This is a genomic window from Escherichia sp. E.sYA108 (genome assembly GCF_011754335.1).
In the GTDB taxonomy this organism is placed as follows: Bacteria; Pseudomonadota; Gammaproteobacteria; order Enterobacterales; family Enterobacteriaceae; genus Escherichia; species Escherichia coli.
Genome location: NZ_JAAQVZ010000001.1, coordinates 372,542 through 390,989 on the forward strand (window position 1 = coordinate 372,542; position 18,448 = coordinate 390,989).

Here is an 18,448-nt window from a genome sequence, read left to right on the forward strand (position 1 = left end):
GCTGTTTAATATGCTTTGTAACAATTTAGGCTGAAATTCATACCAGATTTAGCTGGTGACGAACGTGAGCTTTTTTAAGAATACACGCTTACAAATTGTTGCGAACCTTTGGGAGTACAAACAATGCAAGAGAACTACAAGATTCTGGTGGTTGATGACGACATGCGCCTGCGCGCGCTGCTGGAACGTTATCTCACCGAACAAGGCTTCCAGGTTCGAAGCGTCGCTAATGCAGAACAGATGGATCGCCTGCTGACTCGTGAATCTTTCCATCTTATGGTACTGGATTTGATGTTACCTGGTGAAGATGGCTTGTCGATTTGCCGACGTCTTCGTAGCCAGAGCAATCCGATGCCGATCATTATGGTGACGGCGAAAGGGGAAGAAGTGGACCGTATCGTTGGCCTGGAGATTGGCGCTGACGATTACATTCCAAAACCGTTTAACCCGCGTGAACTGCTGGCCCGCATTCGTGCGGTGCTGCGTCGTCAGGCGAACGAACTGCCAGGCGCACCGTCACAGGAAGAGGCGGTAATTGCTTTCGGTAAGTTCAAACTTAACCTCGGTACGCGCGAAATGTTCCGCGAAGACGAGCCGATGCCGCTCACCAGTGGTGAGTTTGCGGTACTGAAGGCACTGGTCAGCCATCCGCGTGAGCCGCTCTCCCGCGATAAGCTGATGAACCTTGCCCGTGGTCGTGAATATTCCGCAATGGAACGCTCCATCGACGTGCAGATTTCGCGTCTGCGCCGCATGGTGGAAGAAGATCCGGCGCATCCGCGTTACATTCAGACCGTCTGGGGTCTGGGCTACGTCTTTGTACCGGACGGTTCTAAAGCATGAGGCGATTGCGCTTCTCGCCACGAAGTTCATTTGCCCGTACGTTATTGCTCATCGTCACCTTGCTGTTCGTCAGCCTGGTGACGACTTATCTGGTGGTGCTGAACTTCGCGATTTTGCCGAGCCTCCAGCAGTTTAATAAAGTCCTCGCGTACGAAGTGCGTATGTTGATGACCGACAAACTGCAACTGGAGGACGGCACGCAGTTGGTTGTGCCTCCCGCTTTCCGTCGGGAGATCTACCGTGAGCTGGGGATCTCTCTCTATTCCAACGAAGCTGCCGAAGAGGCAGGTCTGCGTTGGGCGCAACACTATGAATTCTTAAGCCATCAGATGGCGCAGCAACTGGGCGGTCCGACGGAAGTTCGCGTCGAGGTCAACAAAAGTTCGCCTGTCGTCTGGCTGAAAACCTGGTTGTCGCCCAATATCTGGGTACGCGTGCCGCTAACCGAAATTCATCAGGGCGATTTCTCCCCGCTGTTCCGTTATACGTTGGCGATTATGCTATTGGCGATAGGCGGGGCGTGGCTGTTTATTCGTATCCAGAACCGACCGTTGGTCGATCTCGAACACGCAGCCTTGCAGGTGGGTAAAGGGATTATTCCGCCGCCGCTGCGTGAATATGGCGCTTCGGAGGTGCGTTCCGTTACCCGCGCCTTTAACCATATGGCGGCTGGTGTTAAGCAACTGGCGGATGACCGCACGCTGCTGATGGCGGGGGTAAGCCATGATCTGCGCACGCCGCTGACGCGTATTCGTCTGGCGACCGAGATGATGAGCGAGCAGGATGGCTACCTGGCAGAATCGATCAATAAAGATATCGAAGAGTGCAACGCCATCATTGAGCAGTTTATCGACTACCTGCGCACCGGGCAGGAGATGCCGATGGAAATGGCGGATCTCAACGCAGTACTCGGTGAGGTTATTGCTGCCGAAAGTGGCTATGAGCGGGAAATTGAAACTGCGCTTTACCCCGGTAGCATTGAGGTGAAAATGCACCCGCTGTCGATCAAACGCGCGGTAGCGAATATGGTGGTGAACGCCGCCCGCTATGGCAATGGCTGGATCAAAGTCAGCAGCGGCACGGAGCCGAATCGCGCCTGGTTTCAGGTAGAAGATGACGGTCCGGGTATTGCGCCAGAACAGCGTAAGCACCTGTTCCAGCCGTTTGTTCGTGGCGACAGTGCGCGCACTATTAGCGGCACGGGATTAGGGCTGGCGATTGTGCAGCGTATCGTGGATAACCATAACGGGATGCTGGAGCTTGGCACCAGCGAACGGGGCGGGCTTTCCATTCGCGCCTGGCTGCCAGTGCCGGTAACGCGGGCGCAGGGCATGACAAAAGAAGGGTAAAAAAACGGGAGGTGAAGGTGCCTCCCGTTTTTAGATTGTTTTCAATTGATTGATAATGAAAGGATTCGCTTGCAAAAGCAGGAGCAATTTTCGGGGTGCTCCGGTAGGCTGACGGCGTTTGGTTTCCCAGCTTTTGACCAGGTCATAACTTACCCCTACGGCGACAGCAAAATCTTGCTGACGTAAACCCGTTGCTTCACGGATCGCTTTTACATCGATTTCGCTAAAAGTATGGACGTGCTCTGGTTCAGGCGTTTCTTCACCCTTTTCGATGCGTACCATTTCTTCTGCGCTGGCAAGAAGATCAGCAAATAATTCATCTTTCATCTGTTTTCAATGTCTCCGTTGGCATTTCGACCATGGTGGAATTTGTGGAGCTTCAACATTAAAGCAGCTTCTCGGACAATAGTTTCAATGCCTTTCTTTGTTCTTCTGTTAAATCATCCTGTTCATTTTTAGGATAAATCAACGCCAGATAAATTCGACCATTGCGTGTTACGTTGTAATAAATTATTCGAATGCCACCCCGTTTCCCCATTCCAGAACGGTTCCAGCGAATTTTTCTAAAACTGCCTGTGCCTGCGATAATGTCACCGGCAGTGGGATCTTGAATGAGTAGTTCCTGAAAAGCCCGGAACTACTTATCAGGTAGCAATAACTGGCGGCGTTTGCTAAATCCTTGTAGTTCAATAAAGGTGAACATAATGCATCCTGCGGTCTATTGATAATTATAAGTGTACATATTGGTAGCTAATTAGATATAAAAAAACCCCTTATCCGTTTGGATAAGGGGTCAATGAGATATCAGCTGATTACAGCTTCGGACCAGCCGCTACCAGCGCGGCACCCGCAGGGGTGTCGGTGTATTTATCGAAGTTGTCGATAAACAGTTTCGCCAGCGTTTCGGCTTTTTCCTGCCACTGTTCCGGAGAAGCGTAGGTGTTACGCGGATCGAGGAGCTTCGTGTCTACGCCCGGCAGTTCGGTTGGGATCGCCAGGTTAAACATCGGCAGAGTGAAGGTTTCTGCGTTATCCAGCGAACCGTTGAGGATGGCGTCGATAATAGCGCGGGTATCTTTAATGGAGATACGTTTGCCAGTGCCGTTCCAGCCGGTGTTAACCAGATACGCCTGCGCACCCGCTGCCTGCATACGTTTTACCAGCACTTCTGCGTACTGAGTTGGGTGCAGCGACAGGAACGCCGCGCCGAAGCAGGCGGAGAAGGTTGGCGTCGGTTCGGTGATGCCACGCTCAGTCCCGGCCAGTTTGGCGGTGAAGCCAGAGAGGAAGTGGTACTGGGTTTGATCGGCAGTCAGACGAGAAACCGGCGGCAGCACACCAAAGGCGTCTGCTGTCAGGAAGATAACTTTCGTTGCGTGGCCCGCTTTGGAAACCGGCTTAACGATGTTATCGATGTGATAGATCGGATAAGAAACGCGGGTGTTCTCGGTTTTTGAACCATCATCAAAGTCGATTGTGCCATCTTCACGCACGGTGACGTTTTCCAGCAGCGCATCGCGACGGATAGCGTTGTAGATTTCAGGTTCCGCTTCTTTCGACAGCTTGATAGTTTTCGCGTAGCAGCCGCCTTCGAAGTTAAACACACCGTCATCATCCCAGCCGTGCTCGTCATCGCCAATCAGGCGGCGTTTCGGGTCGGTGGAAAGGGTGGTTTTACCGGTGCCGGAAAGGCCGAAGAACACCGCAACATCGCCTTTCTCGCCAACGTTGGCGGAGCAGTGCATAGAAGCGATACCTTTCAGCGGCAGCAGGTAGTTCATCATCGAGAACATCCCTTTCTTCATTTCGCCGCCGTACCAGGTGCCGCCAATCAGCTGCATGCGCTCGGTCAGGTTAAACGCCACGAAGTTTTCGGAGTTCAGACCCTGTTCTTTCCACTGCGGGTTAGTGCACTTCGCGCCGTTCATAACGATAAAGTCTGGTTTGAAACCTGCCAGCTCTTCATCGCTCGGGCGAATAAACATGTTTTTGACAAAATGCGCCTGCCAGGCCACTTCGGTGATGAAACGGACGGAAAGACGAGTATCCGGGTTCGCACCACAGAAGGCGTCGACAACGAACAGACGTTTGCCGGAAAGCTGCCTGGTCACCAGGCCTTTCAGATGCTGCCAGGTTTCCGGAGAGAGAGGTTTGTTGTCGTTCTTACCTTTGCCTTTGTCTGCCCACCAGAAAGTATCGCGAGTGGTATCGTCACGAACGATATACTTATCTTTCGGTGAACGACCGGTGAAGATCCCGGTATCGACGGCAACGGCACCCAGATTAGTTAACACCCCGCGCTCATAACCGGTCAGGCTCGGGTCCAGCTCTTCCTGGTACAGCAGATCGTAGCTTGGGTTGTAAACGATATCATGTACGTCACTGATACCATAAGCCTCGAGTTCTTGCGGGGTCAAACCATTGTTAACGCGCATTTCACTGCTCCTTAGCCAATATGTATTGCCTGAATAGTAAAGTCTTTTTGGGGGTGTTAACCGCGACAAGGCTCATAGATTTACGTATCTGGAGAAATTCATATTTGACAAAAAACTCCGTGATTCCTGTCACGAAACGGTTGCTATTATCGCAGAAATAGCATTTTAGGTGTGGAAAATGTTCTCAAAAGGTTAAAACTTGGTTTATATGGCGGGAATATTGTGAGTGGAATCGCATTCATGAATGAAATTGATGCAAATTCAATCGGTAAAGTATCGATTCACCACGCTAACTTTTTTTGATTATTTTCTGAAAAAAGCAAAATACTACTGCCCGGATGCGATAATTAACCCACCTTTTGATTCTGGATAACCAACATGGATAACGTTGAACTTTCACCGGCAACACGCTGGGGGATGATTGCTACCGGATTACTTCAGGGGCTGGTTTGCTACCTGCTGATCGCCTGGCTTGCCGGAAAAAATCACAGTTGGATTGTTTATGGCGTGCCTGCGACCGTCGCGTTTTCATCCGTTTTACTCTTCTCCGTGATCTCCTTTAAACAGAAGCGCCTTTGGGGATGGCTGGCGCTGGTGTTTATTGCCACGCTGGGAATGAGCGGTTGGCTAAAGTGGCAAATTGATGGCATGAACCACTGGAGAGCAGAAAAGGCGCTTTGGGATTTTGGCTGCTATCTGCTGCTGATGGCAATGTTGTTGCTACCGTGGATACAACAAAGCCTTCGCATCCGCAATGACAGTAGCCGCTATCGCTATTTTTACCAGTCAGTATGGCATAACGTACTTATATTACTGGTGATTTTTCTCGCCAATGGCCTGACGTGGCTGGTACTTTTACTGTGGGGAGAGTTGTTTAAACTTGTTGGCATCACGTTTTTCAAAACGCTCTTTTTTGCAACCGACGGGTTTATTTATCTCACGTTAGGTCTGGTTACCGCACTGGCGGTGATCCTCGCGCGTACACAGTCACGTTTAATCGACTCTATTCAAAAGTTGTTCACGTTAATCGCCACGGGGTTGCTGCCGTTAGTATCATTGCTAACCCTGATGTTTATCATCACCCTGCCGTTTACGGGCCTGAGCGCGATTTCTCGCCACATTTCCGCCGCCGGGTTGCTGTTGACGCTGGCCTTTTTGCAATTGATCTTAATGGCTATTGTCCGCGATCCGCAAAAAGCGTCACTTCCCTGGACGGGGCCGTTGCGTTGCCTGATTAAAACCGCTTTGCTGGTTGCTCCGCTGTATGTGTTCGTCGCCGCCTGGGCGTTATGGATGCGGGTCGCTCAGTACGGCTGGACTGTCGACCGCTTGCAGGGCGCGCTGGCGGTGCTGGTGTTACTGGTATGGTCGCTGGGGTATTTTGTCAGTATCGTCTGGCGTAAAGGGCAAAACCCCCTTGTTCTTCAGGGCAAAGTGAACCTTGCGGTTTCGTTATTGGTGTTGGTAATACTGGTGCTTCTTAATTCTCCGGTGCTGGACAGTATGCGCATTAGCGTGAACAGTCATATGGCGCGTTATCAGAGCGGCAAAAACACGCCAGACCAGGTAAGTCTCTATATGCTCGAACAGAGCGGTCGCTATGGACGTGCGGCGCTTGAGTCGCTGAAAAGCGATGCCGAGTATATGAAAGACCCGAAACGCAGGCGGGGTCTGCTGATGGCTTTTGATGGAGTACAACGTCTTCAGCAGCAGATATCGGAAAAAGCATTAGCAGATAATGTATTTATTGCCTCAGGTTCTGGAAAACCGGATACGATATTCTGGTCGGCAGTGATGAAAAATCGCTATAACGCAATGATATGCATTGAAAAAGATGCCTGCGTGCTGGTAGAGCAAGATCTGAATAGTGATGGCAGGGCAGAGCGGATCCTGTTTGCCTTTAATGATGAAAGATACATTGTCTATGGTATTGATCCTGCTGGGAAAGAATGGAAAGAGATTACGATGAATTCACTCCCGGCTGTAATAACGAAAGAAAAATTACTCATGGCTGCGGAGGATGGAAAACTGGGGACGAAGCCTAAAGTGTGGCGCGATCTTACGGTGGATGGCGAAAGACTGGATTTGAATCTGAATGAATGACAGCGCATATCTGATTTTTATTGGATTCGGCACATTATCTTACCTGCGATAAATTGCATTGAATCCGTAGGTCTGATAAGCGCATCAGGCCATTACGTCGTAAAATCCGGCAGAGTCCTCTCTGCCGGACATACTCATTAATGAACTTGCGGATCTGCCGGAGACGCGTTGTTGCGGATCTCGGCAATATCCATCGCATTGAACAGATAGTGGTTACCGCAGTAATCACAATGCATGTCAATTTCGCCATCTTCCGCCAGGATGCTATCGACTTCTTCATCAGGCAGCGTTTTCAGCGCATCGGCGCAACGTTCACGCGAGCAGGTGCATTTGAACTCCACATCCTGCGGATCGTAAACCGTCACCTCTTCTTCGTGATACAAACGCCACAACACTTCGTTTGCCGGTAAAGTCAGCAGTTCTTCGGTTTTGATGGTTTCGGTTAGCGTCGCCAGGTGGTCAAAGTCGTCCTGCTGGGCATTTTGCGCAGGCATTACCTGCAACAACATTCCGCCTGCAGCCGGTTTGCCGTCTACGTCGCCGGTGCGAATAAACAGGCGCGTCGGCAGCTGTTCAGAACGCATAAAGTAATCTTCCAGGCAGGCAGCCAGGGTATCACCTTCCAGACCAACCACGCCCTGATAGCGTTCGCCTTCGCTCGGGGTGATGGTGATCACCACGTAACCATTGCCGACCAGCGTTTTCAGGTCGGCATTTTCTGGAATTTCGCCCTGCACGCGCGCCACACCGCGCATCTGCTGGTTGTTGTTACCGTTAATAACCGCCAGATTCATCGGACCGTCGCCTTGCAGCTGTACGGTGATATCACCATCAAACTTCAACGTAGCGGTTAACAGGCTGGTCGCAACCAGCAGTTCTGCCAGCACGTTCTTAACGGGCTGCGGATAATCGTGATTCTCAAGGATCTGTTGCAGGGTTTCCGAAACGGTTACCAGTTCGCCGCGAACGGCAAAGTTTTCAAACAGATAGCGATGTAATTGGTCATGTTGCGGCATAATCATCTCTCTTGCAGGTGACAGTTATTCACTGTCGCCGTGTTTAAATCGTAACAGGTCGCGGCGCTCTTTTTTGTCCGGGCGTCGGTCCGGATGCGGCATGGTTAAGGCATTAAGTTTACGTGCCAGCGCCATTTTTTCGCGTTTCTCTACACTTTCCGCAGTCTCTTCATACAGCAAGGCTGCCTCGCTGGCGGGGCGACGCTGTTCAGTAATCGCCTTTACAATCACCGTGCGTTCGTCATTTCCCTGGCGCAGAGTGAGCGTGGCATTCAGCTCGACGATTTTGCTTGGCTTGCTGCGCTGCCCGTTGTAATGCACCTTACCGCCTTCAATCATTTCACGGGCCAGCGCGCGGGTTTTATAAAAACGGGCAGCCCATAGCCATTTATCCAGTCGAACCTCAACAGCAGGTTTTTCTTTCATGGCATCTCCTTCACATTAGCGAGGGGATCAGGCGGCGGTAGTCATTCAGTGACGGATGGCGTTGATACTGTTTCTCGGCAATCCCGGAGTCAGGATTAGTCACACCGAGGCAGTAACGAATACCAAATTGCGCGGCAGCATCGAGAATCGCTTCGCTGTCATCAATAAACAGCGTTCTTTCAGCTTTAAGATCCGTAGCTTCGGCCACCGCATGCCATAACCGCTGATCCTCTTTCGGATAACCAAATGTGTGGGTGGAAAGTAATAAATCAAGGTGTGCGTCCAGACCGGTATGCTCAAGTTTTACCGCCAGGTTGTGCGGATGCGCATTGGTGAGCAAAATTCGCTGTTTACCGCTGGCTTTCAGTGCCTCAAGAAACGGAATGGTATCTTCACGCAGTACGGCACGCGGTCCCATCTCGGTGGTCATCGCACAGATATCCAGACCCAGTTGCTCACTCCAGTAATCAAGACAGTACCAGTTTAGCGTATGCTGTACGTCGTGATATTGCTGGCGCATATATTCCATCGCTTCCTGTGGCGTAACTCCGTTTTTCGCGCCCCATGTTTCAGGCACCAGCTTTTGCCAGAAATAGTTATCGAAGGCGAGGTCGAGCAACGTGCCGTCCATATCCAGCAGAACGGTATCTACGTCCTGCCAGGCAATGTTGATATGCATGAGGGAAATCTCCAGAGTGAAGCAATTTGCGCGACAGGGTAGCATAACCTGCCGCGCAAACGTGTTATTCGATAAGGCTTTCTGAAGGGGTGATCAGCTGCGGGTTCAGGCAGCTTTCATAATAGGCCTGAATCTTCATCATGCGAGTACGATGGCGCTGGTAACGACGCCAGGCCTGTACGCCATTATAAATGGCGCTACCCAGCATCGTCAGTAGCAGCAGCGTGGTGCTGAGATAGCGCCACAGGCCGGAACGATCCGGGATCGGATGAAGGCCAATATGCTGCGTACCATTGGCGTCAGTGAAGATTTTTGTGACGATACCTTCGGCGTTAAACGGCGTATGCATCAGCATTTGTGCCAGTTTCTGGAAAGCGTTCCACTGTTCTTGCGGCGGATAGTCGTAAAGTGATGCCGAAGGCCAGGGCTGATCAACAAAATCGCTGCCTTCGTCGCTGACAATCAGGAATCCGCCGGGGGCCGGACTGTTTAGTGATTGTGCCGCTCGCGCCGTTTCATGCGTGATAAACGGCGCGGTAGAGGTGGCCACCAGGTTATCCAGCGATTCCGCACTCACCGGGCGTAATAACACATTCACGCCATCGAGTTTCCCGGCGTTGGCGCGTTTTACCAGCGCGTCCCAGTCTTTACTGTTGCCGAGATTGACCAGCGCATTTTTCAGTCGCACACAGTCATCTTTGGCAGAACACAGATCTGCTGTCTTCAGAACAATGTCGCCAAAATCATCAAGCAATACCATACCGGATTTTTGAATTGCTGAACGTAATGAGGCACTGACGCGAGATTCATCTTCCGGTTTAGGGTGCAGCTGGCGATTAACTGCTTCGGTCAATGCCGTCGCTTTGTTGACCAGTTCAGATTCTGGTAATGGCAATGAGCGGGCGTCGTTCCAGATGATCTGCGAGCAGTCAAATGGTAAAAAAGGTGAATTGGTTTTCGCGCTCCAGGTACCGGAAGTGCGAATATTACACATTCCCGTACCGCTAATACGCAATGTATCGCCAACCCGCACGCCAGCGTCAGCCAGTTGTTTTACGCTAGTGGCTTCAATGGTCTGCGCGCCTTTCATCCACGAGAGGGTGAATTTCAGCGGCATATCCAGCGGGATCCAGAATAACAGCATAAACAGCACCAATAGCGAGCCCGCAGCAATAATCGTACTGCGCAGCCAGTGCTGTAACGGAAAGTTTTTTACTTCATCATGCAGCGAAAGATATCGCCCCTGACGCACTACGTGGCGGTCGAGATAGATATCGATATCGGTTTGTTGACCAAGATCCTGAGCAATGTATGGCTGCCAGTGTGCGGGATAGACCAGGTCGATAATACCGAGTGAAATATTGTTGATCTGTTCCTGATCGTTTTCGCCAAACAATCCCCAACGACGGGGTGTACCGCGCAGACAATGAATTTCCCGCAGGGAGGATTTTGCCGGGGGCGCGAATAGCCCCCACAGACCTGCTCCCAGCAGCAGTAACGCGCCGCCTGCCAGCCACGGAACAAAGACATCCGGGGTAATCAGGCAGAAAAAGAACATCATGAAGGAGGCGACAATCAGCAACGCTTCGCGCAGCCCGCGCGGACGACTCAGCGCATACTCTTCGTGCGTTTCTTTGCGAATATTGAGCAGCTCTATTTGCTCGCTCTCTTCCCCGCGAATCGACGCCTGCGTTGACGGAACAGGTTGCAAAGCATAGCCGCGAATTTCCTGCATGTACTCCTGCAGCGTATGACCGTTGAGTGAAATAACCAGCGGCAGCGAATCGGTATGAATCAGTTCAACGGTATTCTCATCGTTGATGTACTGTTCCCAGAAAGGCGGCAGGTGGACTTCTACCGAATCGAGGTAGTAACGCCATTTATTCGGATCGTCGGTAGAGATGCCATAACGCGTGATAGCGTGTGTCAGCATCATGACGTTGTTGCTTTCGGCATTCAGCGCCAGAGAGATCGGTGCCGCGCTGGCTCCCGTTGGGCCAGGCACCTGTAATACCTGCGTCAGGCTCTCAAGATAATTTTCAACGGCGCTACGTTCTTCAGATGTGAGTTTACGCGTTTGCGCATCCACGAAGGCGTTGGTCCAGGGCAGCTGACGCCGTCTGGATCGCACTTTTATCAGCCATCCCGCAAGTAGTGAGCAGGCCAGCAAAGCAGCTAAAAAAATCACAATGGTGCTCATGCTTTCCCCATCTTACTTAGTCTGTCAGGCGTGGTCAGTCGCACCGGACACAATACATGATTCTGCGGTTGGCTATCGGCAAGCGTGGAGTTTAACTTGAGCATCATTAAGCACATCACAGTAACCGCTGATCATAGCAAACCCTCTGAAGGCGGAATATCAGCAAATTCCTGGAGTTATTTCAACCTATTGACTTTTAATTTGATTTGAGGACGATTATTTATTAAGTTACATAAATGTAAATAACATGCAATTCACATTGCCGAAAGCGTGTCCGATATCGCACAATAACCGCTGATTTCACAGCATAGATCCCACGATGAGCAAATCATTACAAAAACCCACCATTCTGAATGTTGAAACTGTAGCCCGTTCCCGACTGTTTACCGTCGAAAGCGTGGATCTGGAGTTCAGCAATGGCGTGCGGCGTGTTTATGAACGAATGCGTCCAACCAACCGGGAAGCAGTGATGATTGTGCCGATTGTGGACGATCACCTGATCCTGATCCGCGAATACGCAGTGGGAACTGAATCCTACGAATTAGGTTTTTCGAAAGGATTAATTGATCCGGGTGAAAGCGTCTTTGAAGCCGCTAACCGCGAGCTAAAAGAAGAGGTTGGATTTGGTGCGAACGATCTGACTTTTTTGAAGAAGCTCAGCATGGCACCGTCTTACTTTTCCAGCAAAATGAATATCGTGGTAGCGCAAGATCTCTACCCGGAATCACTGGAAGGCGATGAGCCAGAGCCGCTACCACAGGTGCGCTGGCCGCTGGCGCATATGATGGATTTGCTGGAAGCCCCTGACTTCAACGAAGCGCGTAATGTCAGCGCGCTGTTCCTCGTGCGCGAATGGTTGAAAGGGCAGGGGCGAGTGTAAATGCGTGAAGTTTGCCTGATGCACAACGCTTATCAGGCTTACGAAGTTCCTGCAATTTATTGAATTTTCAATTTTTTGTTGGCCGGATAACGCGTTCACCCGCATCTGGCATAAACAAGTGCACTTTGTCAGCAAACTGAAAAAGGCGCCGAAGCGCCTTTTTAATCAGAACAATTCCTGTGCCTCGCCATTATCGATAATGGTCGTTCCCACCTCGTGCACCGCCTGTTGTGTCGGCTGCGTACCTTCGATGAAATACTCTTCGCGGCTGTTGCCACCATTAGCTAATTGCCCGGTGCTGCGATCGATATTCACCGTCACAATACCCGGTGGCGGCGTCAGCGGCTGTTCCGGCACACCTTCAAGAACGGCTTTCATATAAGCGTCCCATGCAGGCTGGGCACTCTTGGCACCGCCTTCGTAACCTGAGATCTGATCTTTAATCGCTCCGGAAGCCGTTGTATGACCGAGATTACGACGGTGATCATCAAAGCCAATCCAGACCGAGGTCACAACGCCCGGACCGTAACCCGAGAACCACGCATCTTTCGAACTGTTAGTGGTACCCGTTTTTCCGCCTATATCATGCCGTTGTAAATCACGACCTGCTCGCCAGCCAGTACCCTGCCAGCCTGGTTCACCAAAAATATTGGTGTTCAAGGCACTCTTAATCAGGAATGCCAGCGGTGTGTTGATGACGTGCGGTGCGTACTCCTGCGCGCCAGTCTTCGCCACTAACGCCTGATTTGCCTGCTCCAGCTGCGGCATTGGTACAGAAACATTCTGCTGCTCGCGGGAGATAGCGACATCTTCAACATCGTTATTTTCCAGCACGTTCGATTTCTGCGTATCACCGTAAATCACCGGAATATCGCATTCCGGGCAGGCTACTTTCGGTTTCGCTTCGAAAATCACGCCGCCCTGATCGTTTTCAATTTTGCTGATAAACCACGGGTCCACCAGGAAGCCGCCGTTCGCCATGACCGCGTAGCCGCGCGCCACCTGCATTGGGGTGAAGGACGCTGAACCCAGCGCCAGCGATTCGGTGTGGACAATGTTTTGTGCCGGGAAGCCGAAGCGTTGCAGATATTCTGCAGCGTAGTCGACGCCCATCGCCCGCATTGCGCGTACCATCACCACGTTTTTCGACTGACCCAGCCCCTGACGTAAGCGAATTGGACCGGCATATTGCGGTGGTGAGTTCTTCGGTTGCCAGTCAGAACCGGCACCTGCATCCCAGCGGGAAATTGGCACATCGTTCAACATACTTGCCAGCGTCAGACCTTTATCCATCGCCGCGGTGTAGAGGAACGGTTTGATGTTGGAACCCACCTGACGCAGTGCCTGGGTGGCGCGGTTAAACTTGCTCTGATTGAAATCAAAGCCACCGACCAGCGCCATAACGGCACCGTTTTGCGGATTGATCGACACCAGCGCCGAGTTCACTTCCGGCACTTGTGCCAGCCACCATGCATCGCCAACTTGACGAACCCAGATTTGCTGACCCGTTTGCAGAACATCGGTCACTTTACGCGGCGTCGGTCCCTGCTGAGTATCCGAACGGTAAGGGCGCGCCCAGCGAACACCTTCCATACTCAATACGACGGTCGACCCGTCTGCCAGCATCGCTGTTGCTTCCTGAGGATTGGCGCTGGTGACTGCGGCAGGCAGCAGCGGACCATAGGTCGGCAGCGCCTTCAGCGTATCGGTAATTTTGTTGTTGTCCCACGCCGATTCGCCCACTTTCCACAGCACATTTGCCGGGCCGCGATAGCCGTGGCGCATGTCGTAGTCCAGCACGTTATTACGTACCGCCTGCTGTGCGGCCTGCTGCACTTTGCGGGTGATGGTGGTGTAAATGCGATAACCGTCTTCATAGGCACTTTCGCCATAACGGTTATACATCTCCTGGCGCACCATTTCACTCAGGTATGGCGCAGAGAAAGCAATCTCCGGCGCGTGATAGTTAGCGGTAATCGCCTCAGTGCGTGTCTGATCGAACTGTTGTTGGGTGATATACCCTTCATCCAGCATCCGCGACAGCACGACGTTACGCCGTGCGACGGCACGATCCATTGAGTAGAGCGGGTTGAAGGTGGAAGGCGCTTTCGGCAGCCCGGCTATCACCGCCATTTCGTTCAACGTCAGTTGGTCGACAGTTTTACCGAAATAGACTTGTGCCGCAGCACCGACACCATAGGCGCGGTAACCGAGGTAAATCTTGTTCAGATAAAGCTCGAGGATCTCGTCTTTCGTCAGCAACTGTTCAATGCGAATCGCGAGGAAGACTTCCTTAATCTTGCGCATCAGTGTGCGTTCTGGACTGAGGAAGAAGTTTCTCGCCAGCTGCTGGGTAATGGTACTCGCCCCTTGTGACGCGTGACCGGAGAACAGCGCCACGCTTGCCGCACGGAAGATCCCCACCGGGTCAACGCCGTGATGCTCGTAGAAGCGGCTGTCTTCCGTCGCGATAAAGGCTTTAACCATCTCCGGCGGGATTTGATCCAACGTAACCGGAATACGACGTTTCTCACCGTATTGAGCAATCAGCTCGCCATCGGCGCTGTAAATCTGCATCGGAATTTGCAGGCGAACATCTTTTAATGTCGCCACATCCGGCAGTTGTGGCTCGATGTAGCGGTATAGGCCATAAATCGAGCCTGCTCCCAGCAGAATGCAACAGACTGCAAGGATCAAAAAATACTTTACGAACTTCACTGGAAATTTCCCATTTAGTTTCATTTGGGCAGTTTATAAACAAACGCGCGGTAGTATAAAGGCAAGCCAGACGCATTGATATACCCGTCAGAGTGACGGGTGATAAGGAGATCATCACAATGGCATTTAAGAACTGGCAAATTGGTTTGCATTTACAACAGCAAGAAGCGGTAGCGGTTGCTATCGTGCGGAGCGCAAAAGAATGCTTATTGCACCGCTGGTGGCGGTTGCCACTGGAGAACGACATTATCAAAGATGGGCGGATTGTTGATGTGCAGCGGCTGGCTAACACGTTGTTACCGTGGAGTCGTGAACTGCCGCAGCGTCATCACATTATGTTGGCGTTTCCCGCCAGTCGCACATTACAGCGGTCATTTCCACGCCCGTCGATGTCCCTCGGTGAGCGGGAGCAAATGGCCTGGCTGTCCGGGACGATGGCCCGTGAACTGGATATGGATCCGGACTCCCTGCGCTTCGATTACAGCGAAGACTCACTCAGTCCCGCCTATAACGTGACTGCCGCGCAAAGCAAAGAGCTGGCAACGCTGCTTACTCTGGCAGAAAGGTTGCGTGTTCATGTTAGCGCGATCACTCCGGATGCCAGTGCATTACAGCGATTCCTGCCTTTTTTACCTTCTCATCAGCAATGTCTGGCCTGGCGTGATAACGAACAGTGGCTGTGGGCGACGCGCTATAGCTGGGGGCGCAAACTGGCGGTGGGGATGACTAGCGCGAAGGAGCTGGCGGCAGCGTTATCTGTTGATCCCGAAAGCGTCGCGCTATGTGGCGAAGGCGGATTTGACCCCTGGGAGGCGGTTTCTGTTCGTCAGCCGCCGCTACCGCCACCAGGTGGAGACTTTGCCATCGCGCTGGGGCTGGCGCTTGGGAAGGTGTACTGATGAACCCGCCAATTAATTTTTTGCCCTGGCGACAGCAACGCCGGACTGCTTTTCTTCGTTTCTGGTTGCTGATGTTCGTTGCGCCTCTGCTGCTGGCCGTCGGGATAACGCTAATACTGCGTCTGACAAGCAATGCCGAAGCACGCGTAAACGCCGTTTTGCTTCAGGCGGAACAACAACTCGCCCGCAGCTTACAGATAACGAAACCACGTTTGCTGGAACGCCAGCAGTTACGCGAACAGCGTTTGCAAAGGCAGCGCCAGCGACAATTTACCCGCGACTGGCAATCTGCGCTGGAAGCACTGGCGGCGCTTTTACCCGAACATTCCTGGCTGACAACGATAAGCTGGCAGCAGGGAACGCTGGAGATCAAGGGGCTGACAACAAGCATTGCCGCGTTAAACGCGCTGGAAACGTCACTCCGCCAGGATGCTTCTTTTCATCTCAATCAGAGGGGGGCCACGCAGCAGGATGCGCAGGGACGCTGGCAATTTGAGTATCAGTTAACAAGGAAGGTTAGCGATGAACATGTTCTTTGACTGGTGGTTCGCCACATCACTCCGCCTCCGCCAGTTTTGCTGGGCAGTCTGGTTGCTGGTGTTAGTTACGCTCATTTTTCTGTCATTGACACACCATGAAGAGCGCGACGCATTAATTCGACTACGGGCGAGTCACCACCAGCAGTGGGCTGCACTGTATCGCCTGGTTGACACCACTCCCTTCAGCGAAGAAAAAACGCTGCCCTTTTCGCCACTGGATTTTCAGTTGCCCGGCGCACAACTGGTTTTCTGGCATCCATCCGCGCAGGGAGGCGAGTTGGCGTTGAAAACGCTGTGGGAAGCAGTGCCGTCGGCATTTACACGGCTGGCAGAGCGCAACGTCAGCGTGAGCCGTTTTTCGTTAAGCGTGGAAGGTGATGACCTTTTGTTCACGCTACAACTGGAGACACCGCATGAGGGTTAAACGCTGGTTGTTGGCAGGTATTGCATTGTGCCTTTTAACCGGTATGCGTGACCCTTTTAAACCGCCGGAAGATCTATGCCGGATTAGCGAACTTAGCCAGTGGCGCTATCAGGGGATGGTAGCGCGAGGCGAGCGCATCATCGGTGTAATAAAAGACGGGCAAAAGAAATGGCGACGGGTGCAGCAAAACGATGTGCTGGAAAACGGCTGGACAATTTTACAGCTGACGCCAGACGCACTAACGCTGGGAACCGGAACAAACTGCGAACCGCCACACTGGTTGTGGCAACGGCAAGGAGATACAAATGAAGCAATGGATAGCCGCACTACTGTTGATGCTGATACCCGGCGTACAGGCGGCAAAGCCGCAAAAAGTGACGCTGATGGTGGATGACGTTCCGGTAGCTCAGGTGTTGCAGGCGCTGGCTGAACAGGAGAAGTTGAACCTGGTGGTTTCGCCAGACGTCAGCGGTACGGTGTCGTTACATCTAACAGATGTTCCCTGGAAGCAGGCACTACAAACTGTAGTGAAAAGCGCCGGACTGATAACGCGGCAGGAAGGCAATATTCTCTCGGTGCATTCCGTTGCCTGGCAGAATGACAATATCGCCCGCCAGGAGGCGGAGCAGGCGCGGGCGCAGGCAAATCTGCCGCTGGAAAATCGCAATATTACTCTGCAATACGCCGACGCCGGAGAGCTGGCGAAAGCGGGGGAGAAGCTACTGAGTGCCAAAGGGAGTATGACCGTCGATAAACGCACCAATCGCCTTTTGCTGCGAGATAACAAAACGGCGTTAAGCACGCTTGAACAGTGGGTATCGCAAATGGATCTGCCGGTCGGGCAGGTTGAGCTCTCGGCGCATATTGTCACCATTAATGAAAAAAGTTTGCGTGAGTTAGGTGTGAAATGGACGCTGGCCGATGCGCAACAAGCTGGTGGCGTTGGGCAAGTCACCACGCTTGGCAGCGACCTCTCCGTAGCGACGGCGACAACGCATATCGGTTTTAACATTGGACGCATCAACGGACGTTTACTGGATCTTGAGCTTTCCGCGCTCGAACAAAAACAGCAGCTGGATATTATCGCCAGTCCGCGTCTGCTGGCCTCACATCTTCAGCCTGCCAGCATTAAACAGGGGAGCGAAATTCCATATCAGGTTTCCAGCGGGGAAAGTGGCGCGACGTCGGTGGAATTTAAAGAGGCCGTCCTGGGGATGGAAGTCACGCCCACGGTGTTACAAAAAGGTCGCATCCGGCTGAAATTACACATCAGCCAGAACGTTCCGGGGCAGGTGCTACAGCAGGCAGATGGCGAAGTGCTGGCGATTGATAAGCAGGAGATCGAAACGCAGGTCGAGGTCAAAAGCGGAGAAACGTTGGCGCTGGGCGGCATTTTTACCCGTAAAAATAAATCGGGTCAGGATAGCGTACCGTTGCTTGGCGACATTCCCTGGTTCGGGCAATTATTTCGTCATGACGGAAAAGAAGATGAACGACGCGAGTTAGTGGTGTTTATCACGCCACGACTGGTTTCCAGTGAGTAAACAGCCGTAAAAGCGGTAATGTTTTTACACTGAACGTGTTTCATCTATTTGACGCGCGCAGGTATTTAGCATACAAGGAGTACCGATTTGAGAGTTGGTGCTCTTCGCTGCCTGCGTTCCATGATGATGATTTATCATTCAGGCGGCATTTTGCTGTCTTTTTTACGCTAATCTTACCCGGTGATTTATCGCCAGAGCGGTGGTAGCAAGGCAGCGCGCTTGCAGCGACCAGATATGCAGAGGGATGGGTGATTTATTCAGTTGCCAAACCCGCTGGAGTATTGAGATAATTTTCAGTCTGACTCTCGCAATATCTTATGAGGTTTCAGTTCATGTCCTGCGGCGCTCTCTGAGCGAAGCGGGTTTATCATTAACGAATAGTCTTAGTAGTAC

At 52.1% G+C, this 18,448-nt stretch carries 16 protein-coding genes and 1 pseudogene; 9 read left to right on the forward strand and 8 right to left on the reverse strand.

All coding sequences use genetic code 11. The annotated features are described in order from the left end of the window. The first annotated feature begins 123 nt into the window (after nucleotides 1-123). A complete protein-coding gene (gene ompR / locus HBM92_RS01675) occupies nucleotides 124-843 on the forward strand; it encodes a two-component system response regulator OmpR (protein WP_001157751.1) in 720 nt (239 codons plus the stop codon). Continuing rightward, nucleotides 840-2,192, forward strand: a complete 1,353-nt coding sequence (gene envZ / locus HBM92_RS01680; RefSeq protein ID WP_001253708.1) for a two-component system sensor histidine kinase EnvZ — start codon at nucleotides 840-842, stop codon at nucleotides 2,190-2,192. Before ompR ends, envZ begins: the two co-directional genes overlap by 4 nt. A 30-nt stretch (nucleotides 2,193-2,222) precedes the next feature. On the opposite strand, the gene nadS is transcribed toward envZ, so the two are convergent. The 3 genes and pseudogenes from nadS to pckA all read right to left on the reverse strand — a co-directional run bounded on the left by nadS (nucleotide 2,223) and on the right by pckA (nucleotide 4,627). Beyond that, complete coding sequence (nadS, locus tag HBM92_RS01685) at nucleotides 2,223-2,519, reverse strand: NadS family protein (protein WP_000650976.1); 297 nt, start codon at nucleotides 2,517-2,519, stop codon at nucleotides 2,223-2,225. A gap of 58 nt (nucleotides 2,520-2,577) precedes the next feature. Beyond that, nucleotides 2,578-2,895 (reverse strand): annotated as a pseudogene (locus HBM92_RS01690) (type II toxin-antitoxin system RelE/ParE family toxin). A 109-nt stretch (nucleotides 2,896-3,004) separates the two neighbouring features. After that, nucleotides 3,005-4,627, reverse strand: coding sequence for a phosphoenolpyruvate carboxykinase (ATP) (gene pckA / locus HBM92_RS01695; RefSeq protein WP_001304925.1), 1,623 nt, complete (start codon nucleotides 4,625-4,627; stop codon nucleotides 3,005-3,007). A gap of 378 nt (nucleotides 4,628-5,005) precedes the next feature. Here pckA and HBM92_RS01700 point away from each other — a divergent pair, with 378 nt between their 5' ends. Further along, complete coding sequence (locus tag HBM92_RS01700) at nucleotides 5,006-6,730, forward strand: DUF4153 domain-containing protein (RefSeq protein WP_000370800.1); 1,725 nt, start codon at nucleotides 5,006-5,008, stop codon at nucleotides 6,728-6,730. A 137-nt stretch (nucleotides 6,731-6,867) separates the two neighbouring features. Here the strand turns inward: HBM92_RS01700 and hslO are convergent, their stop codons facing one another. From hslO to igaA, 4 genes are all read right to left on the reverse strand, one after another. Then, nucleotides 6,868-7,746 (reverse strand): Hsp33 family molecular chaperone HslO, encoded by an 879-nt coding sequence (hslO, locus tag HBM92_RS01705; RefSeq protein ID WP_001135574.1) that lies wholly within the window; start codon nucleotides 7,744-7,746, stop codon nucleotides 6,868-6,870. A 24-nt stretch (nucleotides 7,747-7,770) separates the two neighbouring features. After that, entirely contained in the window at nucleotides 7,771-8,172 is a 402-nt protein-coding gene (gene hslR / locus HBM92_RS01710; RefSeq protein WP_000660483.1) for a ribosome-associated heat shock protein Hsp15, read from the reverse strand. A gap of 10 nt (nucleotides 8,173-8,182) precedes the next feature. Beyond that, nucleotides 8,183-8,851, reverse strand: a complete 669-nt coding sequence (yrfG, locus tag HBM92_RS01715; RefSeq protein ID WP_001304924.1) for a GMP/IMP nucleotidase — start codon at nucleotides 8,849-8,851, stop codon at nucleotides 8,183-8,185. 64 nt (nucleotides 8,852-8,915) lie between these two features. Then, the gene (igaA, locus tag HBM92_RS01720) at nucleotides 8,916-11,051 is read right to left on the reverse strand and encodes an intracellular growth attenuator protein IgaA (RefSeq protein WP_000104576.1); all 2,136 of its coding nucleotides are present in this window, start codon (nucleotides 11,049-11,051) and stop codon (nucleotides 8,916-8,918) included. Nucleotides 11,052-11,370: 319 nt separating this feature from the next. Between igaA and nudE the strand changes: the two genes are divergently transcribed. Further along, nucleotides 11,371-11,931: an ADP compounds hydrolase NudE gene (gene nudE, locus HBM92_RS01725; RefSeq protein WP_000045736.1), complete on the forward strand. Its 561-nt coding sequence runs from the start codon at nucleotides 11,371-11,373 to the stop codon at nucleotides 11,929-11,931. Between the two features lie 165 nt (nucleotides 11,932-12,096). Here the strand turns inward: nudE and mrcA are convergent, their stop codons facing one another. Next, nucleotides 12,097-14,649, reverse strand: coding sequence for a peptidoglycan glycosyltransferase/peptidoglycan DD-transpeptidase MrcA (gene mrcA / locus HBM92_RS01730; protein ID WP_001443173.1), 2,553 nt, complete (start codon nucleotides 14,647-14,649; stop codon nucleotides 12,097-12,099). 119 nt (nucleotides 14,650-14,768) lie between these two features. On the opposite strand from mrcA, the gene hofM reads away from it, so the two are divergent. The 5 genes from hofM to hofQ are packed head-to-tail and all read left to right on the forward strand — an operon-like array spanning nucleotide 14,769 to nucleotide 18,055. Further along, on the forward strand, nucleotides 14,769-15,548 hold the full coding sequence (gene hofM, locus HBM92_RS01735; RefSeq protein ID WP_001296474.1) for a DNA utilization protein HofM: 780 nt from the start codon (nucleotides 14,769-14,771) through the stop codon (nucleotides 15,546-15,548). Beyond that, the gene (hofN, locus tag HBM92_RS01740; RefSeq protein WP_001069336.1) at nucleotides 15,548-16,087 is read left to right on the forward strand and encodes a DNA utilization protein HofN; all 540 of its coding nucleotides are present in this window, start codon (nucleotides 15,548-15,550) and stop codon (nucleotides 16,085-16,087) included. Before hofM ends, hofN begins: the two co-directional genes overlap by 1 nt. Continuing rightward, nucleotides 16,071-16,511, forward strand: coding sequence for a DNA utilization protein HofO (gene hofO, locus HBM92_RS01745; protein ID WP_001055743.1), 441 nt, complete (start codon nucleotides 16,071-16,073; stop codon nucleotides 16,509-16,511). Before hofN ends, hofO begins: the two co-directional genes overlap by 17 nt. After that, nucleotides 16,501-16,905: a DNA utilization protein HofP gene (gene hofP / locus HBM92_RS01750; RefSeq protein ID WP_001264136.1), complete on the forward strand. Its 405-nt coding sequence runs from the start codon at nucleotides 16,501-16,503 to the stop codon at nucleotides 16,903-16,905. The genes hofO and hofP overlap by 11 nt, the downstream gene beginning before the upstream one ends. Beyond that, the gene (gene hofQ, locus HBM92_RS01755) at nucleotides 16,817-18,055 is read left to right on the forward strand and encodes a DNA uptake porin HofQ (protein ID WP_000815998.1); all 1,239 of its coding nucleotides are present in this window, start codon (nucleotides 16,817-16,819) and stop codon (nucleotides 18,053-18,055) included. The genes hofP and hofQ overlap by 89 nt, the downstream gene beginning before the upstream one ends. Nucleotides 18,056-18,448 lie beyond the last annotated feature (393 nt).

Excerpts from the sequence above, each read along its gene's own strand:
- ompR (WP_001157751.1), top strand. The coding sequence starts at position 124 with ATGCAAGAGAACTACAAGATTCTGGTGGTTGATGACGACATGCGCCTG.
- envZ (WP_001253708.1), top strand. The coding sequence starts at position 840 with ATGAGGCGATTGCGCTTCTCGCCACGAAGTTCATTTGCCCGTACGTTA.
- nadS (WP_000650976.1), bottom strand. The coding sequence starts at position 2,519 with ATGAAAGATGAATTATTTGCTGATCTTCTTGCCAGCGCAGAAGAAATG.
- pckA (WP_001304925.1), bottom strand. The coding sequence starts at position 4,627 with ATGCGCGTTAACAATGGTTTGACCCCGCAAGAACTCGAGGCTTATGGT.
- HBM92_RS01700 (WP_000370800.1), top strand. The coding sequence starts at position 5,006 with ATGGATAACGTTGAACTTTCACCGGCAACACGCTGGGGGATGATTGCT.
- hslO (WP_001135574.1), bottom strand. The coding sequence starts at position 7,746 with ATGCCGCAACATGACCAATTACATCGCTATCTGTTTGAAAACTTTGCC.
- hslR (WP_000660483.1), bottom strand. The coding sequence starts at position 8,172 with ATGAAAGAAAAACCTGCTGTTGAGGTTCGACTGGATAAATGGCTATGG.
- yrfG (WP_001304924.1), bottom strand. The coding sequence starts at position 8,851 with ATGCATATCAACATTGCCTGGCAGGACGTAGATACCGTTCTGCTGGAT.
- igaA (WP_000104576.1), bottom strand. The coding sequence starts at position 11,051 with ATGAGCACCATTGTGATTTTTTTAGCTGCTTTGCTGGCCTGCTCACTA.
- nudE (WP_000045736.1), top strand. The coding sequence starts at position 11,371 with ATGAGCAAATCATTACAAAAACCCACCATTCTGAATGTTGAAACTGTA.
- hofM (WP_001296474.1), top strand. The coding sequence starts at position 14,769 with ATGGCATTTAAGAACTGGCAAATTGGTTTGCATTTACAACAGCAAGAA.
- hofN (WP_001069336.1), top strand. The coding sequence starts at position 15,548 with ATGAACCCGCCAATTAATTTTTTGCCCTGGCGACAGCAACGCCGGACT.
- hofO (WP_001055743.1), top strand. The coding sequence starts at position 16,071 with ATGAACATGTTCTTTGACTGGTGGTTCGCCACATCACTCCGCCTCCGC.
- hofP (WP_001264136.1), top strand. The coding sequence starts at position 16,501 with ATGAGGGTTAAACGCTGGTTGTTGGCAGGTATTGCATTGTGCCTTTTA.
- hofQ (WP_000815998.1), top strand. The coding sequence starts at position 16,817 with ATGAAGCAATGGATAGCCGCACTACTGTTGATGCTGATACCCGGCGTA.